General features: G+C 66.2%; 16 protein-coding genes and 1 pseudogene. 4 read left to right on the forward strand and 13 right to left on the reverse strand.

Annotated elements, in window-relative coordinates:
• Window positions 1-38 precede the first annotated feature (38 nt).
• Window positions 39-497: a CBS domain-containing protein gene (locus tag IB257_RS30610; RefSeq protein WP_054458582.1), complete on the forward strand. Its 459-nt coding sequence runs from the start codon at window positions 39-41 to the stop codon at window positions 495-497.
• A 28-nt stretch (window positions 498-525) separates the two neighbouring features.
• Here the strand turns inward: IB257_RS30610 and dusA are convergent, their stop codons facing one another.
• A complete protein-coding gene (gene dusA, locus IB257_RS30615; protein WP_192330988.1) occupies window positions 526-1,542 on the reverse strand; it encodes a tRNA dihydrouridine(20/20a) synthase DusA in 1,017 nt (338 codons plus the stop codon).
• 185 nt (window positions 1,543-1,727) lie between these two features.
• Here dusA and IB257_RS30620 point away from each other — a divergent pair, with 185 nt between their 5' ends.
• Together IB257_RS30620 and IB257_RS31675 are read left to right on the forward strand one after the other, a co-directional pair.
• Window positions 1,728-2,696: a homoserine kinase gene (locus IB257_RS30620; protein WP_192493304.1), complete on the forward strand. Its 969-nt coding sequence runs from the start codon at window positions 1,728-1,730 to the stop codon at window positions 2,694-2,696.
• Between the two features lie 66 nt (window positions 2,697-2,762).
• Window positions 2,763-3,566 carry a BPSS1780 family membrane protein gene (locus IB257_RS31675; protein ID WP_054458588.1) on the forward strand — a complete coding sequence of 268 codons (804 nt, stop codon included), beginning with the start codon at window positions 2,763-2,765 and terminating at the stop codon, window positions 3,564-3,566.
• 9 nt (window positions 3,567-3,575) lie between these two features.
• Here the strand turns inward: IB257_RS31675 and IB257_RS31775 are convergent.
• Window positions 3,576-3,683, reverse strand: a pseudogene (locus IB257_RS31775) (DUF192 domain-containing protein); the annotation flags it as partial.
• Here IB257_RS31775 and IB257_RS31685 point away from each other — a divergent pair.
• Window positions 3,652-3,798, forward strand: coding sequence for a hypothetical protein (locus tag IB257_RS31685; RefSeq protein ID WP_225589319.1), 147 nt, complete (start codon window positions 3,652-3,654; stop codon window positions 3,796-3,798). The pseudogene IB257_RS31775 and the gene IB257_RS31685 overlap by 32 nt on opposite strands.
• A 7-nt stretch (window positions 3,799-3,805) precedes the next feature.
• Here IB257_RS31685 and IB257_RS30630 read toward each other — a convergent pair whose 3' ends face one another.
• The 11 genes from IB257_RS30630 to IB257_RS30680 all read right to left on the reverse strand — a co-directional run bounded on the left by IB257_RS30630 (window position 3,806) and on the right by IB257_RS30680 (window position 14,713).
• On the reverse strand, window positions 3,806-4,678 hold the full coding sequence (locus IB257_RS30630) for a type II secretion system F family protein (RefSeq protein WP_192493306.1): 873 nt from the start codon (window positions 4,676-4,678) through the stop codon (window positions 3,806-3,808).
• A gap of 14 nt (window positions 4,679-4,692) precedes the next feature.
• A complete protein-coding gene (locus IB257_RS30635) occupies window positions 4,693-5,538 on the reverse strand; it encodes a type II secretion system F family protein (protein WP_175162517.1) in 846 nt (281 codons plus the stop codon).
• On the reverse strand, window positions 5,535-7,229 hold the full coding sequence (locus IB257_RS30640; RefSeq protein ID WP_192493307.1) for an ATPase, T2SS/T4P/T4SS family: 1,695 nt from the start codon (window positions 7,227-7,229) through the stop codon (window positions 5,535-5,537). The genes IB257_RS30635 and IB257_RS30640 overlap by 4 nt, the downstream gene beginning before the upstream one ends.
• Entirely contained in the window at window positions 7,226-8,596 is a 1,371-nt protein-coding gene (locus tag IB257_RS30645; RefSeq protein ID WP_192493308.1) for a type II and III secretion system protein family protein, read from the reverse strand. The genes IB257_RS30640 and IB257_RS30645 overlap by 4 nt, the downstream gene beginning before the upstream one ends.
• A complete protein-coding gene (gene cpaB / locus IB257_RS30650) occupies window positions 8,593-9,447 on the reverse strand; it encodes a Flp pilus assembly protein CpaB (protein WP_192330994.1) in 855 nt (284 codons plus the stop codon). Before cpaB ends, IB257_RS30645 begins: the two co-directional genes overlap by 4 nt.
• A complete protein-coding gene (locus IB257_RS30655; protein WP_175162531.1) occupies window positions 9,444-10,229 on the reverse strand; it encodes a hypothetical protein in 786 nt (261 codons plus the stop codon). Before IB257_RS30655 ends, cpaB begins: the two co-directional genes overlap by 4 nt.
• A complete protein-coding gene (locus IB257_RS30660; protein ID WP_192493309.1) occupies window positions 10,226-10,843 on the reverse strand; it encodes a pilus assembly protein in 618 nt (205 codons plus the stop codon). Before IB257_RS30660 ends, IB257_RS30655 begins: the two co-directional genes overlap by 4 nt.
• Window positions 10,840-12,258, reverse strand: coding sequence for a pilus assembly protein TadG-related protein (locus IB257_RS30665; protein WP_054458604.1), 1,419 nt, complete (start codon window positions 12,256-12,258; stop codon window positions 10,840-10,842). Before IB257_RS30665 ends, IB257_RS30660 begins: the two co-directional genes overlap by 4 nt.
• Window positions 12,255-12,521, reverse strand: coding sequence for a hypothetical protein (locus IB257_RS30670; protein ID WP_054458606.1), 267 nt, complete (start codon window positions 12,519-12,521; stop codon window positions 12,255-12,257). The genes IB257_RS30665 and IB257_RS30670 overlap by 4 nt, the downstream gene beginning before the upstream one ends.
• Window positions 12,522-12,892: 371 nt before the next feature.
• The gene (locus tag IB257_RS30675) at window positions 12,893-13,741 is read right to left on the reverse strand and encodes a MaoC/PaaZ C-terminal domain-containing protein (RefSeq protein ID WP_054458608.1); all 849 of its coding nucleotides are present in this window, start codon (window positions 13,739-13,741) and stop codon (window positions 12,893-12,895) included.
• A 51-nt stretch (window positions 13,742-13,792) separates the two neighbouring features.
• Window positions 13,793-14,713, reverse strand: a complete 921-nt coding sequence (locus tag IB257_RS30680; RefSeq protein WP_192493310.1) for an SDR family NAD(P)-dependent oxidoreductase — start codon at window positions 14,711-14,713, stop codon at window positions 13,793-13,795.
• Window positions 14,714-14,719: the final 6 nt, after the last annotated feature.

The following is a 14,719-nucleotide window of genomic DNA, read 5'->3' on the forward strand; positions in this document are numbered from 1 at the left end:
CAAATAGCATTAGGGCGTAAACCGCCCAGGAGGAACCGATGTTGAAGGTCAGCGAGATTTTGCGCGTCAAGGGCGATACGCTCTATACGGCGTCGCCCGACATGCCTGTGTCCCAGGCCGTGCAAACAATGAGCGAGCAGGACATAGGCTCGCTGGTGATCATGGAATTCGGGACGCTGACCGGCATGCTCACGTTCCGCGAGATCATCCGCCACATGCATGCGCATGGCGGCGCCGGCGACACCACCATCCGTTCCATCATGGACGATGCCCCGGTCAGCGTGTCCCCCAACACCAGCGCCGACGAAGTGCAGCGCCTGATGCTCGAAAAGCACGCGCGCTACATTCCGGTCATGGACGGCCCCACCCTGATGGGCGTCATTTCGTTCTACGACATGGCCCAGGCCATCGTGGCGGCCCAGCAATTCGAAAACAACATGCTGAAGGCCTATATCCGCGATTGGCCCACGGAAAGCGCCGAACCGGCCAAGTCCTGAGCCCGCGGCCAGCTTGGCTGGCCCCTCGTCAAACCCCAGCCGGCGCCGCTTCGATCGCGGCGCCGCGCATATCCGGCGCATGCCGCTGGCTGCGCCAGGCATCGTAGATCAGTTCAGGGTTGTTCGCGGCCAGCAGGGCCGGATCGGACAGCATGCGGCGCCAGCGGCGCGCACCGGACTGGCCATTCACCAGCCCCAGCATGGGCCGCGTCATCACCCGCAGGGGCACGCCCCGCGCGACCTGCCGCGTCGCATATCCCATCATCGCGTCCACCACCTGCGCATCGCTGGGCAGCCGCAGCGACGGCCATAGCTGCAAGGACACCTCGGACAGCACTCGCGGCGTGTGCCAGGCAGCCCGGCCCAGCATGACGCCGTCGAAATCGCCCGCGGCGCGCACGGACTGCTCGGCATCGGCCAGACCGCCGTTGAGCACGAACGTGCAATCCGGGAAGTCGCGCTTCAATTGCTGCACCACGTCGTAGCGCAGCGGCGGAATCTCGCGGTTGTCCTTGGGCGTCAGGCCCTTGAGTACCGCATTGCGGGCATGGGCGATGAACACCCGGCAGCCGGTGTCGTAGATCTTGCCGACGAAATCGCGGACAAACGCGTAGGACTCGTCGTAATCCAGGCCAAGCCGGTGTTTGACGGTGACAGGGATATCCACGGCATCCTGCATGGCCTTCATGCAATCGGCCACCAGGGCGGGCTCCGCCATCAGGCAGGCGCCGAACGCGCCCTTCTGCACCCGTTCTGACGGGCAACCGCAATTCAGGTTGATCTCGTCGTAACCCCACTTTTTTCCCAGCCTGGCCGAATGCGCCAGGGCGTCGGGTTCGCTGCCGCCCAATTGCAAGGCCACGGGATGCTCGGCCTCGTCAAAGTCCAGGTGCCGCTCGACATTGCCGTGCAGCAACGCGCCGGTGGTGATCATTTCCGTGTACAAGCGTGCGCGCGGCGCCAGCAGCCGGTGGAAATAACGGCAATGGCGGTCGGTCACATCGATCATGGGGGCGACGCACAGCCGCCAGTCGGGGGAGTCCAAGAATCACTCTACAAAACAAGGGGATGCGGTATTTTACGGTGCTTGGCGGCTTTGTGTCTGGCGGGCGGCCGTATCCGCTCCACCGCAAGTCGGACAGACTGGCCCGCCATGTGGTCTAAAATTGCGCCGCCGCAGCCGAAACCGGCATGCGCGCGCGCCCGTCAACCCCTAGATCCCGCACATCAATGGCCGTATTCACCCCTGTCTCCGAAGACGACGCTCGCGCCCTACTGGCGCATTTCGATCTGGGCGAGTTTGTCTCGCTTCGGGGGATTACGGCGGGTATCGAGAATACCAACTACTTCCTGTACACGACCCGCGGCGAATATGTGCTGACGCTGTTCGAGGTGCTGACGCAGGCCCAGTTGCCTTTCTATATCGAGCTGATGTACCACCTGGCCGAGCGCGGCATTCCCGTGCCCCGGCCCCAGACCCTGCGCGACGGCACTCGCCTGACGACCCTGCACGGCAAGCCCTGCGCCATCGTTTCACGCCTGCCCGGCGGCTACGAACCCGCTCCCGGCCCGGCGCATTGCGCCCTGGCCGGCGCCACGCTGGCCCGCGCCCACCTGGCCGGACGCGACTTTCCGCTGCACCAGCCCAACCTGCGCGGACTGTCCTGGTGGCTGGAAACGGCACCCAAGGTCATGCCCTTCCTGGAACCGGCGCAAGCCCAACTGCTGTCGGCGGAGCTGGCCGACCAGCAGGCCGCCGCCGCAACGCAGGCCTGGCAGACATTGCAGACCGGCCCGGCCCACTGCGACCTGTTCCGGGACAACGTCCTGTTCGCTGGCACCTTCGAGGATCCGCTCATGGGCGGCATCATCGACTTCTACTTCGCCGGCTGCGACACCTGGCTGTTCGACGTGGCGGTGAGCGTCAACGACTGGTGCATCGAACGCGACACGGGTGAATTCGTGCCCGAACTGGTCGAGTCCTGGTTGGCAGCCTACGCGGCCGTGCGCCCGTTCACCGACGCGGAACGCGAGGTCTGGCCGCTGATGCTGCGGGCCGCCGCGCTGCGCTTCTGGATATCGCGCCTGTATGACTTTTTCCTGCCGCGGCCGGCTCAGACCCTGAAACCGCACGACCCCCGGCATTTCGAAAGAGTGTTGCAAGCGCGCCACCGCCCTGGCCTGCCAATATTGCCGTAACCGTTGCTCCCCCCATAATGGGGATAGCGCGTCCCTTTTTGAGAGATCTCCCCCCTTTAAAGAGCCATGCAAGCAGCATTCCTCCCCGCGACATCCGGCTGGCAATGGGTCCGAGACGGCTTCCGTCTGTTCCGCAAGCAACCTCTGGCCATGTTCACCTGGGCCATGGCCATCAGCCTTCTGGTCATCTTCGCCACCGCGACGCCGCCGGTCGGACCCATACTGGTGGTGGCGCTGATGCCCATCATCACGCTGATGACGCTATCGGCGTGCAAGCATGTCGAAGCCGACCGCATCATGCTGCCCTCGATGTGGGCCAAGCCGCTCAAGCAGCCTGGCGTATTCAGGAAACTGTTCTTGATGGGGCTGCTGTACGCGGCGCTCTGCATTGCGACCGGCCTGATCATCTTCCTGCCATTCACGGACGCGATGGTCGAGGGCATGCGCATTGCCTCCGTGGAAAAGTCCATGGAGCCCATCCTGTCCGCCATGGCCGTTCCGCTGACTTTGTTCGCGATCGTGTATGTCGTGATCGCCGCGCTGTTCTGGCACGCCCCCGTCCTGGTCGCCTGGCATGGACTGCGCCTGGTCCAGGCGCTGTTCTTCTCCGGCATCGCCTGCTGGCGCAACAAGCTGCCGTTCCTGGTCTACGGCGCCACCTGGATCCTGGTGTTTCTTTTCATCGACCTGTGCGCCGGCCTCCTGGTCGCCATCGGCCTGTCGCCCCAGCTTGCCGGCACGCTGCAGATTCCCTTCAATATCGCCGCGGGTGGCGTGCTGTACTGCAGCTTCTATCCTGCCTATACCTCCGTATTCGGTATCGAGAACGCCGGCGCGCATCTCGACGACGGCAACGGCGCCCAGGCATGACGCCACGCGGCAGGGCGCCAGCGCCCTGCGCACCGCAAGCACCCTTCCCTGCCGCGATATGAATGCCACGTCGATGGCATAGCGCATGCCAAAGGTATGCACCGCGGCGCAATGCATCAGCAAGATGCCGGACCGCGGCCCCGGCGGCTTGCGTCCCAGCAAGCCGCGCGCGCGGCCGCAGCAGCTGGCGACCTTGAGTAGCCTGAGTCCGCCGCGCCGCGCCGATGGCTGACCGCCAGTCATTGCACGCTCTGCAGCAATTGCACCATGACCGGAAAGGCCAGCACGATGAACGTGCAGGGAAAGATGCAGCCGATCAGCGGCAGCAGCATCTTCACCGGAGCCTGCATCGCCAGCTGTTCCGCACGCACGTGACGATCGCTGCGGGCTTGCGCCGCCTGTGCCCGCAATACTGGACCCAGGCTTATCCCGAGTCCTTCGGCCTGCGCCAGGGCGGCCGCCCAGTTACGCGCAAGCGGGCTATTGCTGCGTTCCGCCAAGGCCTTGATCGCGGCGGTCCTGGAAACCCCCGCACGCATCTCTGCCAGCGCGTCAGCCAGGGCATCTCGCAGTATGCCCGCAGGTCCGCTCTGGGCGGCCATCTGCAATGCCCCATGCACGCTCAGCCCCGCTTCCACACACAAGGTCATCATGTCGAACACGAAAGGCAGGTCGCGCTCGATGCTGCGCCGCCGGTTGCTGCTCAAATTGCGCAACCAAAGCCCCGGCGCGGCGCCTGCCGCCAGCGCTGACGCTACCATCCAGGGAATCCATTCCCAGGACCGTGCCTGCGCCAAGACGAGGGCGACCGCCGTAGTCAACCCGCCGGCAGCCATGGCCGCGCTCCAACATAGCGCCGCGACATGCGCGTAGCTGATGCCGGCGGGCAGCGCCGCCCGCTCGATGGCGCGAGTCAGCCGTATGCGCCAACGCCAGGAACATAAAGGCCCTGCCACGGGCGCCACCGCGGAAATCCAGGGCCAGGCCGCTCGCCACCACCATGGCAAGGCGGACGACGCACCCTCGCTGTCCAGCAGCAATGGCTTAAAAACCACCCATGCCAACCATCCCGCAGCCAGGGCGGCCGTCAACAGGCTCAAGTACAGCCACATCGCATCCGCTCCCGTCAGATATCGATCCGGACAATGCGCCGGATCAGCAGCATGCCTGCGGTCTCCAGTACCGCCACGATCGCCAACACGCCCCAACCCACGGGCGTATGCCACAGCAGGCCCATGATTTCCGGCTCCAGCCGGTCCAGCACGGCAAGCAGCAGCAAAGGCAAAGCGCCCACGATCCAGGCCTGCATACGTCCCTGCGAAGTCAGCGCCAGCAGCTTCGCCTGCAACTGCAGGCGGGCGCGCAGGGTCTGCGCGATGCTTTCCAGCGCCTCTGCCAGGTTGCCTCCCGTCTGCGCCGCAATGCGCATGGCCGCTACGACGAGCGCGGTCGAATCGGCCGGCATGCGGCCACGCAGGTTTTCAAGCGCGCCGTCCCACGGCACGCCCATGCGCTGCTCGCGCAACATCAGGCCGAACTCCTGGGCCAAGGGCGCGCTGCTCTGCTCGACGACGTGGCGCAGGCCGGTGGTCAATGCCACGCCAGCGCGCAGGGCGGAGGCGAGCATCAACAGCGCCATCGGCAGTTGCTGCTCGAACCGCCGGGCACGGCGCCGCCGCAACCCATTCACCAGCATCCTGGGCAGGCGCGAGGCAAGCGCCGCGGCCAAGGCGGCGACAAAGCCGCTGCCCGTCGCAGCAAAGGCCAAGGCCGCCGCCATCGCCGCGCAAGCCACCGCGCCAGCCCACAATTGGGCGGGGTCTATGAACAAGAACACCTCGCTCAGACGCAGGCCCGCCTCCTGGGTGTAGACCTCGCGGTAGCGGCGCAGCGCTGGCGCAAACCAGTGTTGGGCACGCCACGCCAGCAGCAGCACGCATACCATGGCCGCTCCCGCAGATAGCCAGATCATGTCGCTCCTTGCGCAAAAACGGTGGTCCCCGGCGCCGCCTGCTCGGTGTTGGAGAACCAGGCGGGATCGAAGGCCTCCTCGGCCTGCGTCCATTCGCGCGCAAAGCCGGGCAAGGCGCCGCAGCCCGTGAAGCCGCCCATGCGGTCGTAGCGGAACAGATCCTGCAGCTGTATACGTCCGCTTTCCATGCCCGTAATCTCCGCTATCGACGTCACGACGCGACGCCCGTCGCCCAGCCTCGCCTGCTGCACCACGATATCCACACTGGCCGCGATATGCTCGCGCACGGCGGCCAGAGGCAGATCGAGCCCGGCCATCAGGATCATCGATTCCAACCGCCCCAGCGCGTCGCGCGGCGAGTTGGCATGCAGCGTCGTCAGGGAGCCTTCGTGCCCGGTGTTCATGGCGGTCAACATGTCGAATGCCTCCGCCCCGCGGCACTCGCCCACGACGATCCGGTCTGGCCGCATGCGCAGCGCGTTGCGCACGAGTTCGCGGATGTCGATGCGTCCTCGCCCCTCCTGGTTGGCCGGACGCGCCTCCAGCGCTACCAGATGATCATGGTTCAGGCGCAGCTCCGCCGCATCTTCGATGGTGACCACGCGCTCGCCGTCGGGAATCTCGTTGGACAGGATGTTGAGCAACGTGGTCTTGCCCGCCCCGGTCCCTCCGGATACCACCAGATTCCTGCGCATCCTCACGCAGAGCGCCAGGAATTGCGCCATGGCGCCGCTCAGCGTCCCCGCAGCGATCAGATCGGACATTCCGGGGCGCCGCTGTGGAAATTTGCGTATGGTCAGGCTGGCGCCCCTAAGGGCCACCGGCGGAATGATGGCGTGCACCCGGGACCCGTCGGCCAGGCGCGCATCCACCATCGGAGAACTTTCATCGATGCGTCGCCCCAAGGGTGTGACGATGCGCTCTATGACCCAACGCAGCGATTGCTCGCTGGTAAAGGCCGCCTGATGGCGCGACAAGCGGCCGGCGCGTTCGACATAGATCTCGTCGTGGCGATTGACCATGATCTCCGTAATGTCGGCAGCGGCAAGCAAGGGCTCCAGCGGCCCCAGGCCGACGGCTTCGTCAAGCACCTCGCGGCAAAGCGCAGCCCGGTCAACCCCCGGAGGCAAGTCGGTGTCCGTGGCGACGATATGCGTCAGCAGCCGTTCGGCCTCGGCGCGCAGCATGCTGTCGCTCATGCCCGCCACGTCGCGGCGGCGCAGATCCAGCGCCGCCAGCAGCGCCGCGTGCAGCCGCCGGCGCTCCTGCAGCGGATGTGGCAGTGGCAGAGCCGGCACTGGCGTCACCGGCGCGGGCAGCATCGGCGGTTCCTGCACGGCAGCCATGTCGCGGGCGACGCTTTCAGCCGCCGCACCGTCCGCCCCACCGTTGCGCTCCGGGATGTCCGCCAGCGACACCCGCAGCCGGCAAGGCCCGATCAGTATTTCGTCGTCGGGCAACACCGGGGCGTGGCGCACGATCCTCGCGCCGTTCACGAGGGTTCCGCCCAACGTACCCAGGTCTTCGAGCACGATCCCCGCCGCTTCGCGCAACAAGCGGGCGTGCTGGCGCCCCACTCTCCAGTTCACGATGCGCACCCCGCAATGCGCGCCCCTTCCTATCAACGCGGGAACAGCCACCGTGGATCTGTGCACGGAGGCGTCTTCAAACATCATTTCCACGTCGATCATGGCCGAGTTTCCGAAGAAGGAATCGGCGCGCCGTCTTGCGGCGAGCCCCACTGCGAACCGGTGCCGGCGTGGGCATCCCACCCTGCCGCGGCAGGCACGGCGGTGCCCAGGCGGGGCGGCACGGGAAAAGCCGCTTCGAGTACGCCACGTCCCCGCCGCACGCGGTCCGCCATGGCGGGCTCGGCCTGCGTAATCAGTTTGGGCGTCACGAATATGGCAAGTTCGGTTTCCCGCAATTGATAGCGCCGGGACGAAAACAAGGCCCCCAGAACCGGGATGTCTTTCAGCCATGGCAGGCCATCGCTGGTCTCGTCCCGCTCGCGCGACAGGAAGCCGCCGATGACCAGCGTATCGCCGGACCGCACGTTGAATTCGGTGGATGCGCGGCGCGTGCGTAGCGCCGGTCCGCCCGGCACGCTCAGCGCGTTGTCCACCGAACTCGCCTCTACCTCGATCAAGGATCGGATGATCCCGTTGCGATCGATGCGAGGGGTGATCCTGAGCATGACGCCATAGGGCTTGAACATCGTGGTCGCGTTGCCGCGCGTGTCGGTCGACGAGTAAGGAACCTCTCCGCCGGCCAGGAAGGTGGCGCTGGCGCCGCTGCGCGCGAGCAATTGAGGTTGGGCCAGCATCACGGCCTCGCCGCTTTGCGCCAGCATCGCGATCCGGGACGACAACAGCGCATTGACGCCGAAGTAGCCAGCCGCCGAAGAGACCGGGCCCACCGTTTCTATGATCCCGTCGCCTGGACGGTTCATGCGCCCCCTGGACCCCGCATCCCAGGCCAGGCCGGCGTTGATGCCGCCTTGCGACAGGCCGTCCCAGCGCACGCCCAGATCCCTCAGCCTTGAGGTGGGGATCTCCACGACCTGAACGTCCAGCTGCACCATGCGGTCCCAACCCACTTGGCCGGTAAAGTCCAGCACTGCGGGATAGCGGTCCGCCAGGGCCGTGATGCGCAATCGGTCATCGTCGGAAAGATCGTCGCCCTCGATCAGGATGCGACCGCCCACCTCAGTACTGCGCGCGCCGGGGATGCGGGCAAGCAAGGCCTCGACCTCTGCCCGCAGACGCGGCGCGCCGGCCGGCACGACCCTCAGTTCATAGGCCTTGGCGCGCCCGGCGTTTGCCCAGATGTGCAGTGACGAAACACCCTCGGCGCGGGCAAAGACCACGACCTCGCGCCCTTCGGCCTCGATGGCGCCCACGACCTGGCCGTTGCCTATCGCCACGCGCTTGACCCCGGGGTGCGACAGAATCCGCGTTTCACCCACCTGAAGTTCGATCACCTCATCCTCCGCCCGCGCTGCGGGATAGGCCAACCAGAGCATGCAGGCAAACATGCTGATGACGGCGCGTCTCATGGCCGCCCCCGCTGAAGTCGAGCCGGGCCTGCACTTTCCACATCCATTGCTCCTGTGCCTGCCGAGGGGTCCAGCCTGTCTCCGTACAGGATGGCCACGCCCGGCGCATTCCGGGGTTCCAGGTCCAATCCGATCAGGGTGGCAAGGTCGCCCTGCGCGGCGCCGCTGACCATTGCGGCATCATCGCGATGGCGCAGCATCGCGGTCAGCGCCCCGCTCTGCCGCGCCGCCACGAATCGCATTGCCTCATCCGGCGTCGCTGCCAAGGTGATATTGCCGCCCTTGGTTTCGCCCTCGGCGTCGCCTCCCACCATCAGCACGCGCATGCCTTGCAGGAGGGGCACCGTCATCTCCCGCTGCCGATGCGAAAAACTCACATAGATGTCGATGGCATCGCCTACGCGCAGGACTTCCGCCAGGCCGCCCAGGTCCGTCGCCGCCACGGTCAATGCGCGTTGCCCGCTGCGCAAGCGGGACGCCAAGGCCGGGGCCGGAGGACTGAATGTCAGATGCCCCCGCAGCAAGGGCTCACCATTGGCGACATCGGCCAGCAAGGTGGCGCCAAGCAAACTAGCAAGATCCAGGGGATCGATGCTGGCCCGGGACACCCAAAGCTGCGGAATCTCGCGCACTGCCAGGTGCACCTCTTCGAGTTGCGTGCCAGCAGGCAGGTCGTACGCCGCGACCAGCCGGCTGACCATCGGCGTGCGCGCCTCTGCCTCCAGCGCCTGGACCCGCTGCTGCACGTGTTCCCGCACCGCCCACGCGGATACCAAACCCGCAATCAGTGCTATGGCATACACGCCCATTCGGCGCAGACGCGGCGCTACATGGGTGATCCAGTTCGTCATGGCACTCTTCCGCTGACCAGAAGGCCGGTGCCACCGTCCAGCGGCACCAGCGACAGCCGCATGCGGGAGCCGGAGCGGACCCACCAGTGCGCCGAATCCTCGGAGACGGGCATGCGACGCCAGCCGTTCCGGAGCAGGTGCTGCTCCAGCTGCGCAGCCAACTGCCCCGGAGGCAAGGCGTATTGCCAGATCCGCTCGGAAACGCGTACGCCGTCCTCCATCAAGGCGATGTCCAACCTGAGGCGGCCGCCGGCGGGCAGCCAGGCAGGCGAAGCGCTTTCAGGCACGGCCAGAAGGCTGACGGCTGAAATGCTTCCGGCTGTCCGACGGGAGCCCAGGCCTTCCAGCTGGATGACCCATTGCTCCTGCCCCACCTTACCCGACAGAATCGCCTGACCTGACAACACGTTGAGATTGACCAGGGCGGGCTGCTGGGCAGACAGGTAACGGATCAGCTCCGCCGTACTGAGCGGCGCATCGAACACCAGCACACGCGCCGGGATTCCATGCAACCAGATGCTTTCCCCTAACAATCCGCGACGCGAACCTGCGGGCAGACGCAAGGCCTCCAGCGCGGTAACGCCTGGCCTGCTCCCGCCGGCCTCCCCGCCGCTCGTCACGAGATGCTGAGCTGCGGCGACATTGCGCCACCCTACGGCCGCAACAGCCACGGCGCCGGCCATCAACAGACGCAGCGTCTTTGTCATAGCCACGGTTCGCCAGCCGTCTTCCCGTGATGGGGCAAAACCCGCAAGGGGCGCCGAAAAGCGCAGGCCGATCATTTGCCCGCCCCCTTGCGGCTGGCAAGCCGCTCCCCAGGCACCACATCCGCCCATTCAGACAACCAGTCCAGCGACAGGCCGGGCCTGCGCCAGGGTCCGTCCAGGCGATCGACAACAGGCTTCAAGCGTCGGGCCTCGGCCACCGAGGCGCGTTCCGCCCTGTGCCAGGACGTAGGCGCCCGGCCGATCCGGCGCTGCGCGTCGGCATCGCCGTCCGCATAGCCGGCGCCGCTTGCCACATGCGTGCGGCGGGCGATGCGCAACCAGGCCGCGCTGTCCCGATCGAATCGCGCAGCGCTTGCCGTCACCGACAGCAGTCGCAGATCCGCGCCGAACCATTCGGCCTGCAAGGCGTTGACCTGCGCGTGTGCGATACCCGATAAGGTGCTGGCCTTGCCCGAGAGCGCCATGCCGCCCGACGCGGGCAAATTCCGCATGGGTTGTCCCAGGGCGCCTGCCATTGCGGTCTTGCGGCTGGCCTGCGACATTTCCTGCGCTGCGAATTGCAATCCGCCAATCCAGGACGCCGCCCACAGCAGCAGGGCCAGCAGCGGCAACATCAGCAACGCTTCGACCAGAGCCTGCCCTTGCTGGCGCGTGGGGGTCCGGTTCATGGCGCCCGCCTTGCCTGCGCGGCCTCTGCGGCGCTGACGGCGGACAAGCGCGCCTGCCAGTAAGGGCGGAAAAGCGTGGCAAGTTCATCACGGCCATCGGCCCGGCGTTCCGGCCGTGCAAAATAGGTTTCCGCCGCGGAAGTGACGGTGACGGCGTCTTCCGGTCCCAGTGCGGCATAGCGGAACGCCCCCAAGGGTGTCCGGACTGCGCTGTCGCCATCCGTGGTTTTCAAGGATGCGCCGGCAAGCCGGACGGTCACCGCGAAACGCAGGGGATCGCCGCTGCGTGGCAAGGCGATGTCGCGATAGGCTGGCAGGCCCCGCCCCGGCCAGCGCTGAGCGGCAGCCATGGCGTACGAATTGGCCATGGGATTGGTGAAGCCGTCGAGCAGATCCCAGTTGGTCGACTGCTCCACCCAGCGCCAGAAATCCTGTTCGGAAAAATCGAGCGGTGGCTCTTCCACGTACTCCAGGCCTTCGGGCGCCTTGATCTTCTGGCCTTGCGCCGTGCCCCAGCCCACGGCGTACTCGCGGAAGTAGCAGCCCCTCCAGCGGTTGAAGCGCAGCGCATGGTAGGACTGGGTATCAAGAGCGCCCCAACGTCCATCCGGCCCCAACCAGGTGGAACCGCGGCGCCGCAACTCGTGGCGATGCAAAGGGCACAGCGGATGGACCATCCACGGATTGCGGCGCGTGACGTTGCGGCGGTGGAGAAACCCGTACCGTTCCGCCGCTTGTTCGACAGCGGGCCGCAACCCCGCCTCGCGCGTGGCCAGGCGACGCCCCACGTATCCGGGCCAGCCATCGGTCAGCAGCCGCAGGCTCAGGCCCCGGACATGCGCGGCATCGCCATCGGGCAACGGAGCATCGTCCGACAGATTGGCGGACAGCACTTTCTTCATGATGCGTTCGCGCGAAGCCGCCAAGCCTGAAACAGCGGACGCCGCGGCTGCTTCCAGAACCTGGTGGACCACTCTGTCGTGCTCGCCAAACGCCGACGCGAGCCTCTGCTCGGCGTCGGGCACTGCCCGCACAGTTTGGTAGGCTGCCCCCACATCGGGGCCGAACAACATGGCGATCAGCCCAGCGGGCGGATTGCGGCGGTCGCGCTGCGACTGCATGGTGCGGGCGTACTGCGCCGAGGCAGCCAGCGTGACCAGATGCGCCATGGCGACCTGATGCGCGATCTGTGTGCGGTTGATGTAGGCCAGGGCATTGAGCGCGCGCGCTTGCTCCAGCGCCCCGCTATAGGCGGCCGCGTCTGCGGCATGCGTCAGCCGCTGCCGCGCTCCCACGGTTTGCCCCAGGTTGTACAGCACGACCAGGGATATGCCTCCCACCGCCGCCATCAACAGACCCAGCACCAGCGCCTGGCCGCGCTGTTGAGCAAGCGGTGCGCAAGAACGCGCGTTCACTTCGCGTCCGTGGCATTGCCGGTGAAGGACTTGAGCGAACGGGCCTTGGTCTGCGCCGCCGCTTTTTGCGCCGCCTGTTGTGCCGCGCGGCTCTGCGCACCGCCGTCTTCGCCGGCAAGTTCACGCGCCATGGCGGCGGTCTGCGATCGCACCACCTGGCCGAAATACTGGTACACCGCGATGGCCGCCACCGCGACCAAGGCCACGACCACCACGTATTCCGTCATACCCTGTCCCGACTGACGCTTCCGCAACCCTGACATATCCGTTCTCCGGCACTGTGAAGACAGGCTTCAGTGTCGGCGTCTGCCCCCGGCCTCGCCATTCGCGGATGCCGAGGCGGATAAAGTGATCACGGGTCCGTTGACAGTGCACGGGCGGCGGCGGCCCGCCCAGGCTGGCCACCGCGCAAAACGGCATGAATCTTGTAACCCTTTAATATTCAAGGGTTTTCCCTATTGTTCGACCTATGGCTCAGCAGTAGATTTGAGTTGCCGGGCTGTCTGACACCCATCGCGTGCGAAGCCGGGCAGGAGCGCCTCAGACTCACCTTGAGCTGGGGCGCTCTTCCATTTTGCGGCGCGCACATGCCCCCCTCGGGACAACAGCCCGGACTCGCCCGCCCTACCCAGCGCTAAGCGACCCGCAACACCCCATTGTCAATGACGATCGCGTCGCGCTCGATGACTTTCGCCCGGAAGGAGCCATCCCGCCAGACGTCTACGCTCAGCGTCTCGCCGGGATACATCGGCCCGGAAAACCGCAGCGACACGGAACGCACCGCCCCGTTGCCCGCAGGCTGCAACTGCCTGGCGACAGTGTGCGACACCAGGCCAAACGTACACAGGCCATGCAGTATGGGGCGGGGAAAGCCGGCTGCCTGGGCGACCTGCGGATCGCAGTGCAACGGGTTGTAGTCGCCATTAAGGCGATACACCAGCGCCTGCTCGGGCCGGGTGCGCGCCTGCACGGTCCAGTCTGGCGGCCCGCCGGGCATGGCGTGCGCCGGGCGCGCCTGCCTGCCCGCGTTCGCCATGCCGCCATCGCCCCTGAGCACGTGGGTCGCGAAAGTCCGTGCGATGAGCTGCCCCGTGCCGGCATCCGTCAACGTTTTTTCGGAATACAGCAACAGCCCCTTCTCGCCCTTGTCGACAACCTCCACGACGCGGGTCTTGCCTGTCAGTTCGCCGGCGGCGGGTATGGGATGGAACAGTTCCATTCCCTGTTCGCCGTGCAGCAAGCGCACCGTATCGGCCCCGATATCGGGCGCATCCAGCCAGAAGCCCGGATAGCCCAGCACCACCGCCATGTAGGGCAGCACCAGCGGATCATGCCGCCTGCCCACGTAGGCCAGGTCGGAGGCATCCACAGGATCCTGTCCCAAGCCCACCGACAGCGCGTACAGCATGACATCCCGCTCGGTGTAGCGCTGCCTGATTTCCGGCAATTCGTAGCTCATCAGTTGCTCATGGCTCAAGCGCATGACGTTTCTCCCTTTGGTCCCGAAGACACATCCATGACCACGGCGTCCGGTTCAGATCGGATCCCAGCTCATCACGTCGGGCGAACGCTCCAGCGGATAGAAGTGCTTCTGCATTGCCGGAATGGCGACCTCGGCAATGCGCTGCGGCGTCCAGCCTTCGCTGAAATGGACGGAGCGCAAGGGCCGCGGCTGGCTCATCAGCATGATTTCGTTGGCACGCACTGCGAATATCTGGCCGCTGATCTCGCGCGCGGCGTCGCCGAGCAAGTACACGGCCATCGGCGCAATCTTGCCCGCCTCCATTTTCTTGAGCTTTTCCACGCGGTCCCGCTGTTGCGGCGTATCGGTGGGGATGGAACTGGTCATGCGGCTCCAGGCCGAAGGGGCGATGCAGTTGGAGCGCACGCCATACCGCCCCATATCCAGCGCAATCATCTTGGACAGGGCCACGATGCCCAGCTTGGCCGCTCCGTAATTGGCCTGGCCAAAGTTGCCGATAAGCCCTGAAGTCGAGGTCATGTGCACCATCGCGCCGCTCTCCTGTTCGCGAAAGTGCGTGGCAGCAGCCCTGCTGACGAAGAATGTGCCATCCAGATGCACCGCGATGACGGCCCGCCATTCTTCCTCGCTCATCTTGTGGAAAGAGCGGTCGCGCAGGTTGCCCGCGTTGTTGACCACGCCATCGATGCGGCCGAAGTGATCCATGGCGCACTGGACGATGGCGTTGGCGGACGCGTACGTCGCGACTGAATCGAAGTTGGCGACGGCCGTCCCGCCCGCGGCGCGGATCTCGGCGACGACTGCGTCCGCAGGCGCCACCGCGGCGGACAGGTCATCGCCATTGAGCGCGACCCCGATATCGTTGACCACGACCTTGGCGCCCTCGGCCGCCAATTGCAAAGCTATCTCTCGGCCGATGCCGCCCCCGGCCCCGGTCACCACCGCCACTTTGCCTTCCATCATGCGTTCCATGCCTGT

The sequence above is a fragment of the Achromobacter sp. ACM03 genome, assembly GCF_014851665.1.
Lineage (GTDB): Bacteria > Pseudomonadota > Gammaproteobacteria > Burkholderiales > Burkholderiaceae_B > Achromobacter > Achromobacter aegrifaciens.

Coding starts and splice junctions, on each gene's coding strand:
- IB257_RS30655 (WP_175162531.1), bottom strand. CDS start 10,229: ATGATCGGCCTGCGCTTTTCGGCGCCCCTTGCGGGTTTTGCCCCATCA.
- IB257_RS30680 (WP_192493310.1), bottom strand. CDS start 14,713: ATGGAACGCATGATGGAAGGCAAAGTGGCGGTGGTGACCGGGGCCGGG.
- IB257_RS30610 (WP_054458582.1), top strand. CDS start 39: ATGTTGAAGGTCAGCGAGATTTTGCGCGTCAAGGGCGATACGCTCTAT.
- IB257_RS31675 (WP_054458588.1), top strand. CDS start 2,763: ATGCAAGCAGCATTCCTCCCCGCGACATCCGGCTGGCAATGGGTCCGA.
- cpaB (WP_192330994.1), bottom strand. CDS start 9,447: ATGACGAACTGGATCACCCATGTAGCGCCGCGTCTGCGCCGAATGGGC.
- IB257_RS31685 (WP_225589319.1), top strand. CDS start 3,652: ATGCCAAAGGTATGCACCGCGGCGCAATGCATCAGCAAGATGCCGGAC.
- IB257_RS30670 (WP_054458606.1), bottom strand. CDS start 12,521: ATGTCAGGGTTGCGGAAGCGTCAGTCGGGACAGGGTATGACGGAATAC.
- IB257_RS30675 (WP_054458608.1), bottom strand. CDS start 13,741: ATGCGCTTGAGCCATGAGCAACTGATGAGCTACGAATTGCCGGAAATC.
- IB257_RS30660 (WP_192493309.1), bottom strand. CDS start 10,843: ATGAACCGGACCCCCACGCGCCAGCAAGGGCAGGCTCTGGTCGAAGCG.
- IB257_RS30635 (WP_175162517.1), bottom strand. CDS start 5,538: ATGATCTGGCTATCTGCGGGAGCGGCCATGGTATGCGTGCTGCTGCTG.
- IB257_RS30640 (WP_192493307.1), bottom strand. CDS start 7,229: ATGATCGACGTGGAAATGATGTTTGAAGACGCCTCCGTGCACAGATCC.
- IB257_RS30645 (WP_192493308.1), bottom strand. CDS start 8,596: ATGAGACGCGCCGTCATCAGCATGTTTGCCTGCATGCTCTGGTTGGCC.
- IB257_RS30620 (WP_192493304.1), top strand. CDS start 1,728: ATGGCCGTATTCACCCCTGTCTCCGAAGACGACGCTCGCGCCCTACTG.
- IB257_RS30630 (WP_192493306.1), bottom strand. CDS start 4,678: ATGTGGCTGTACTTGAGCCTGTTGACGGCCGCCCTGGCTGCGGGATGG.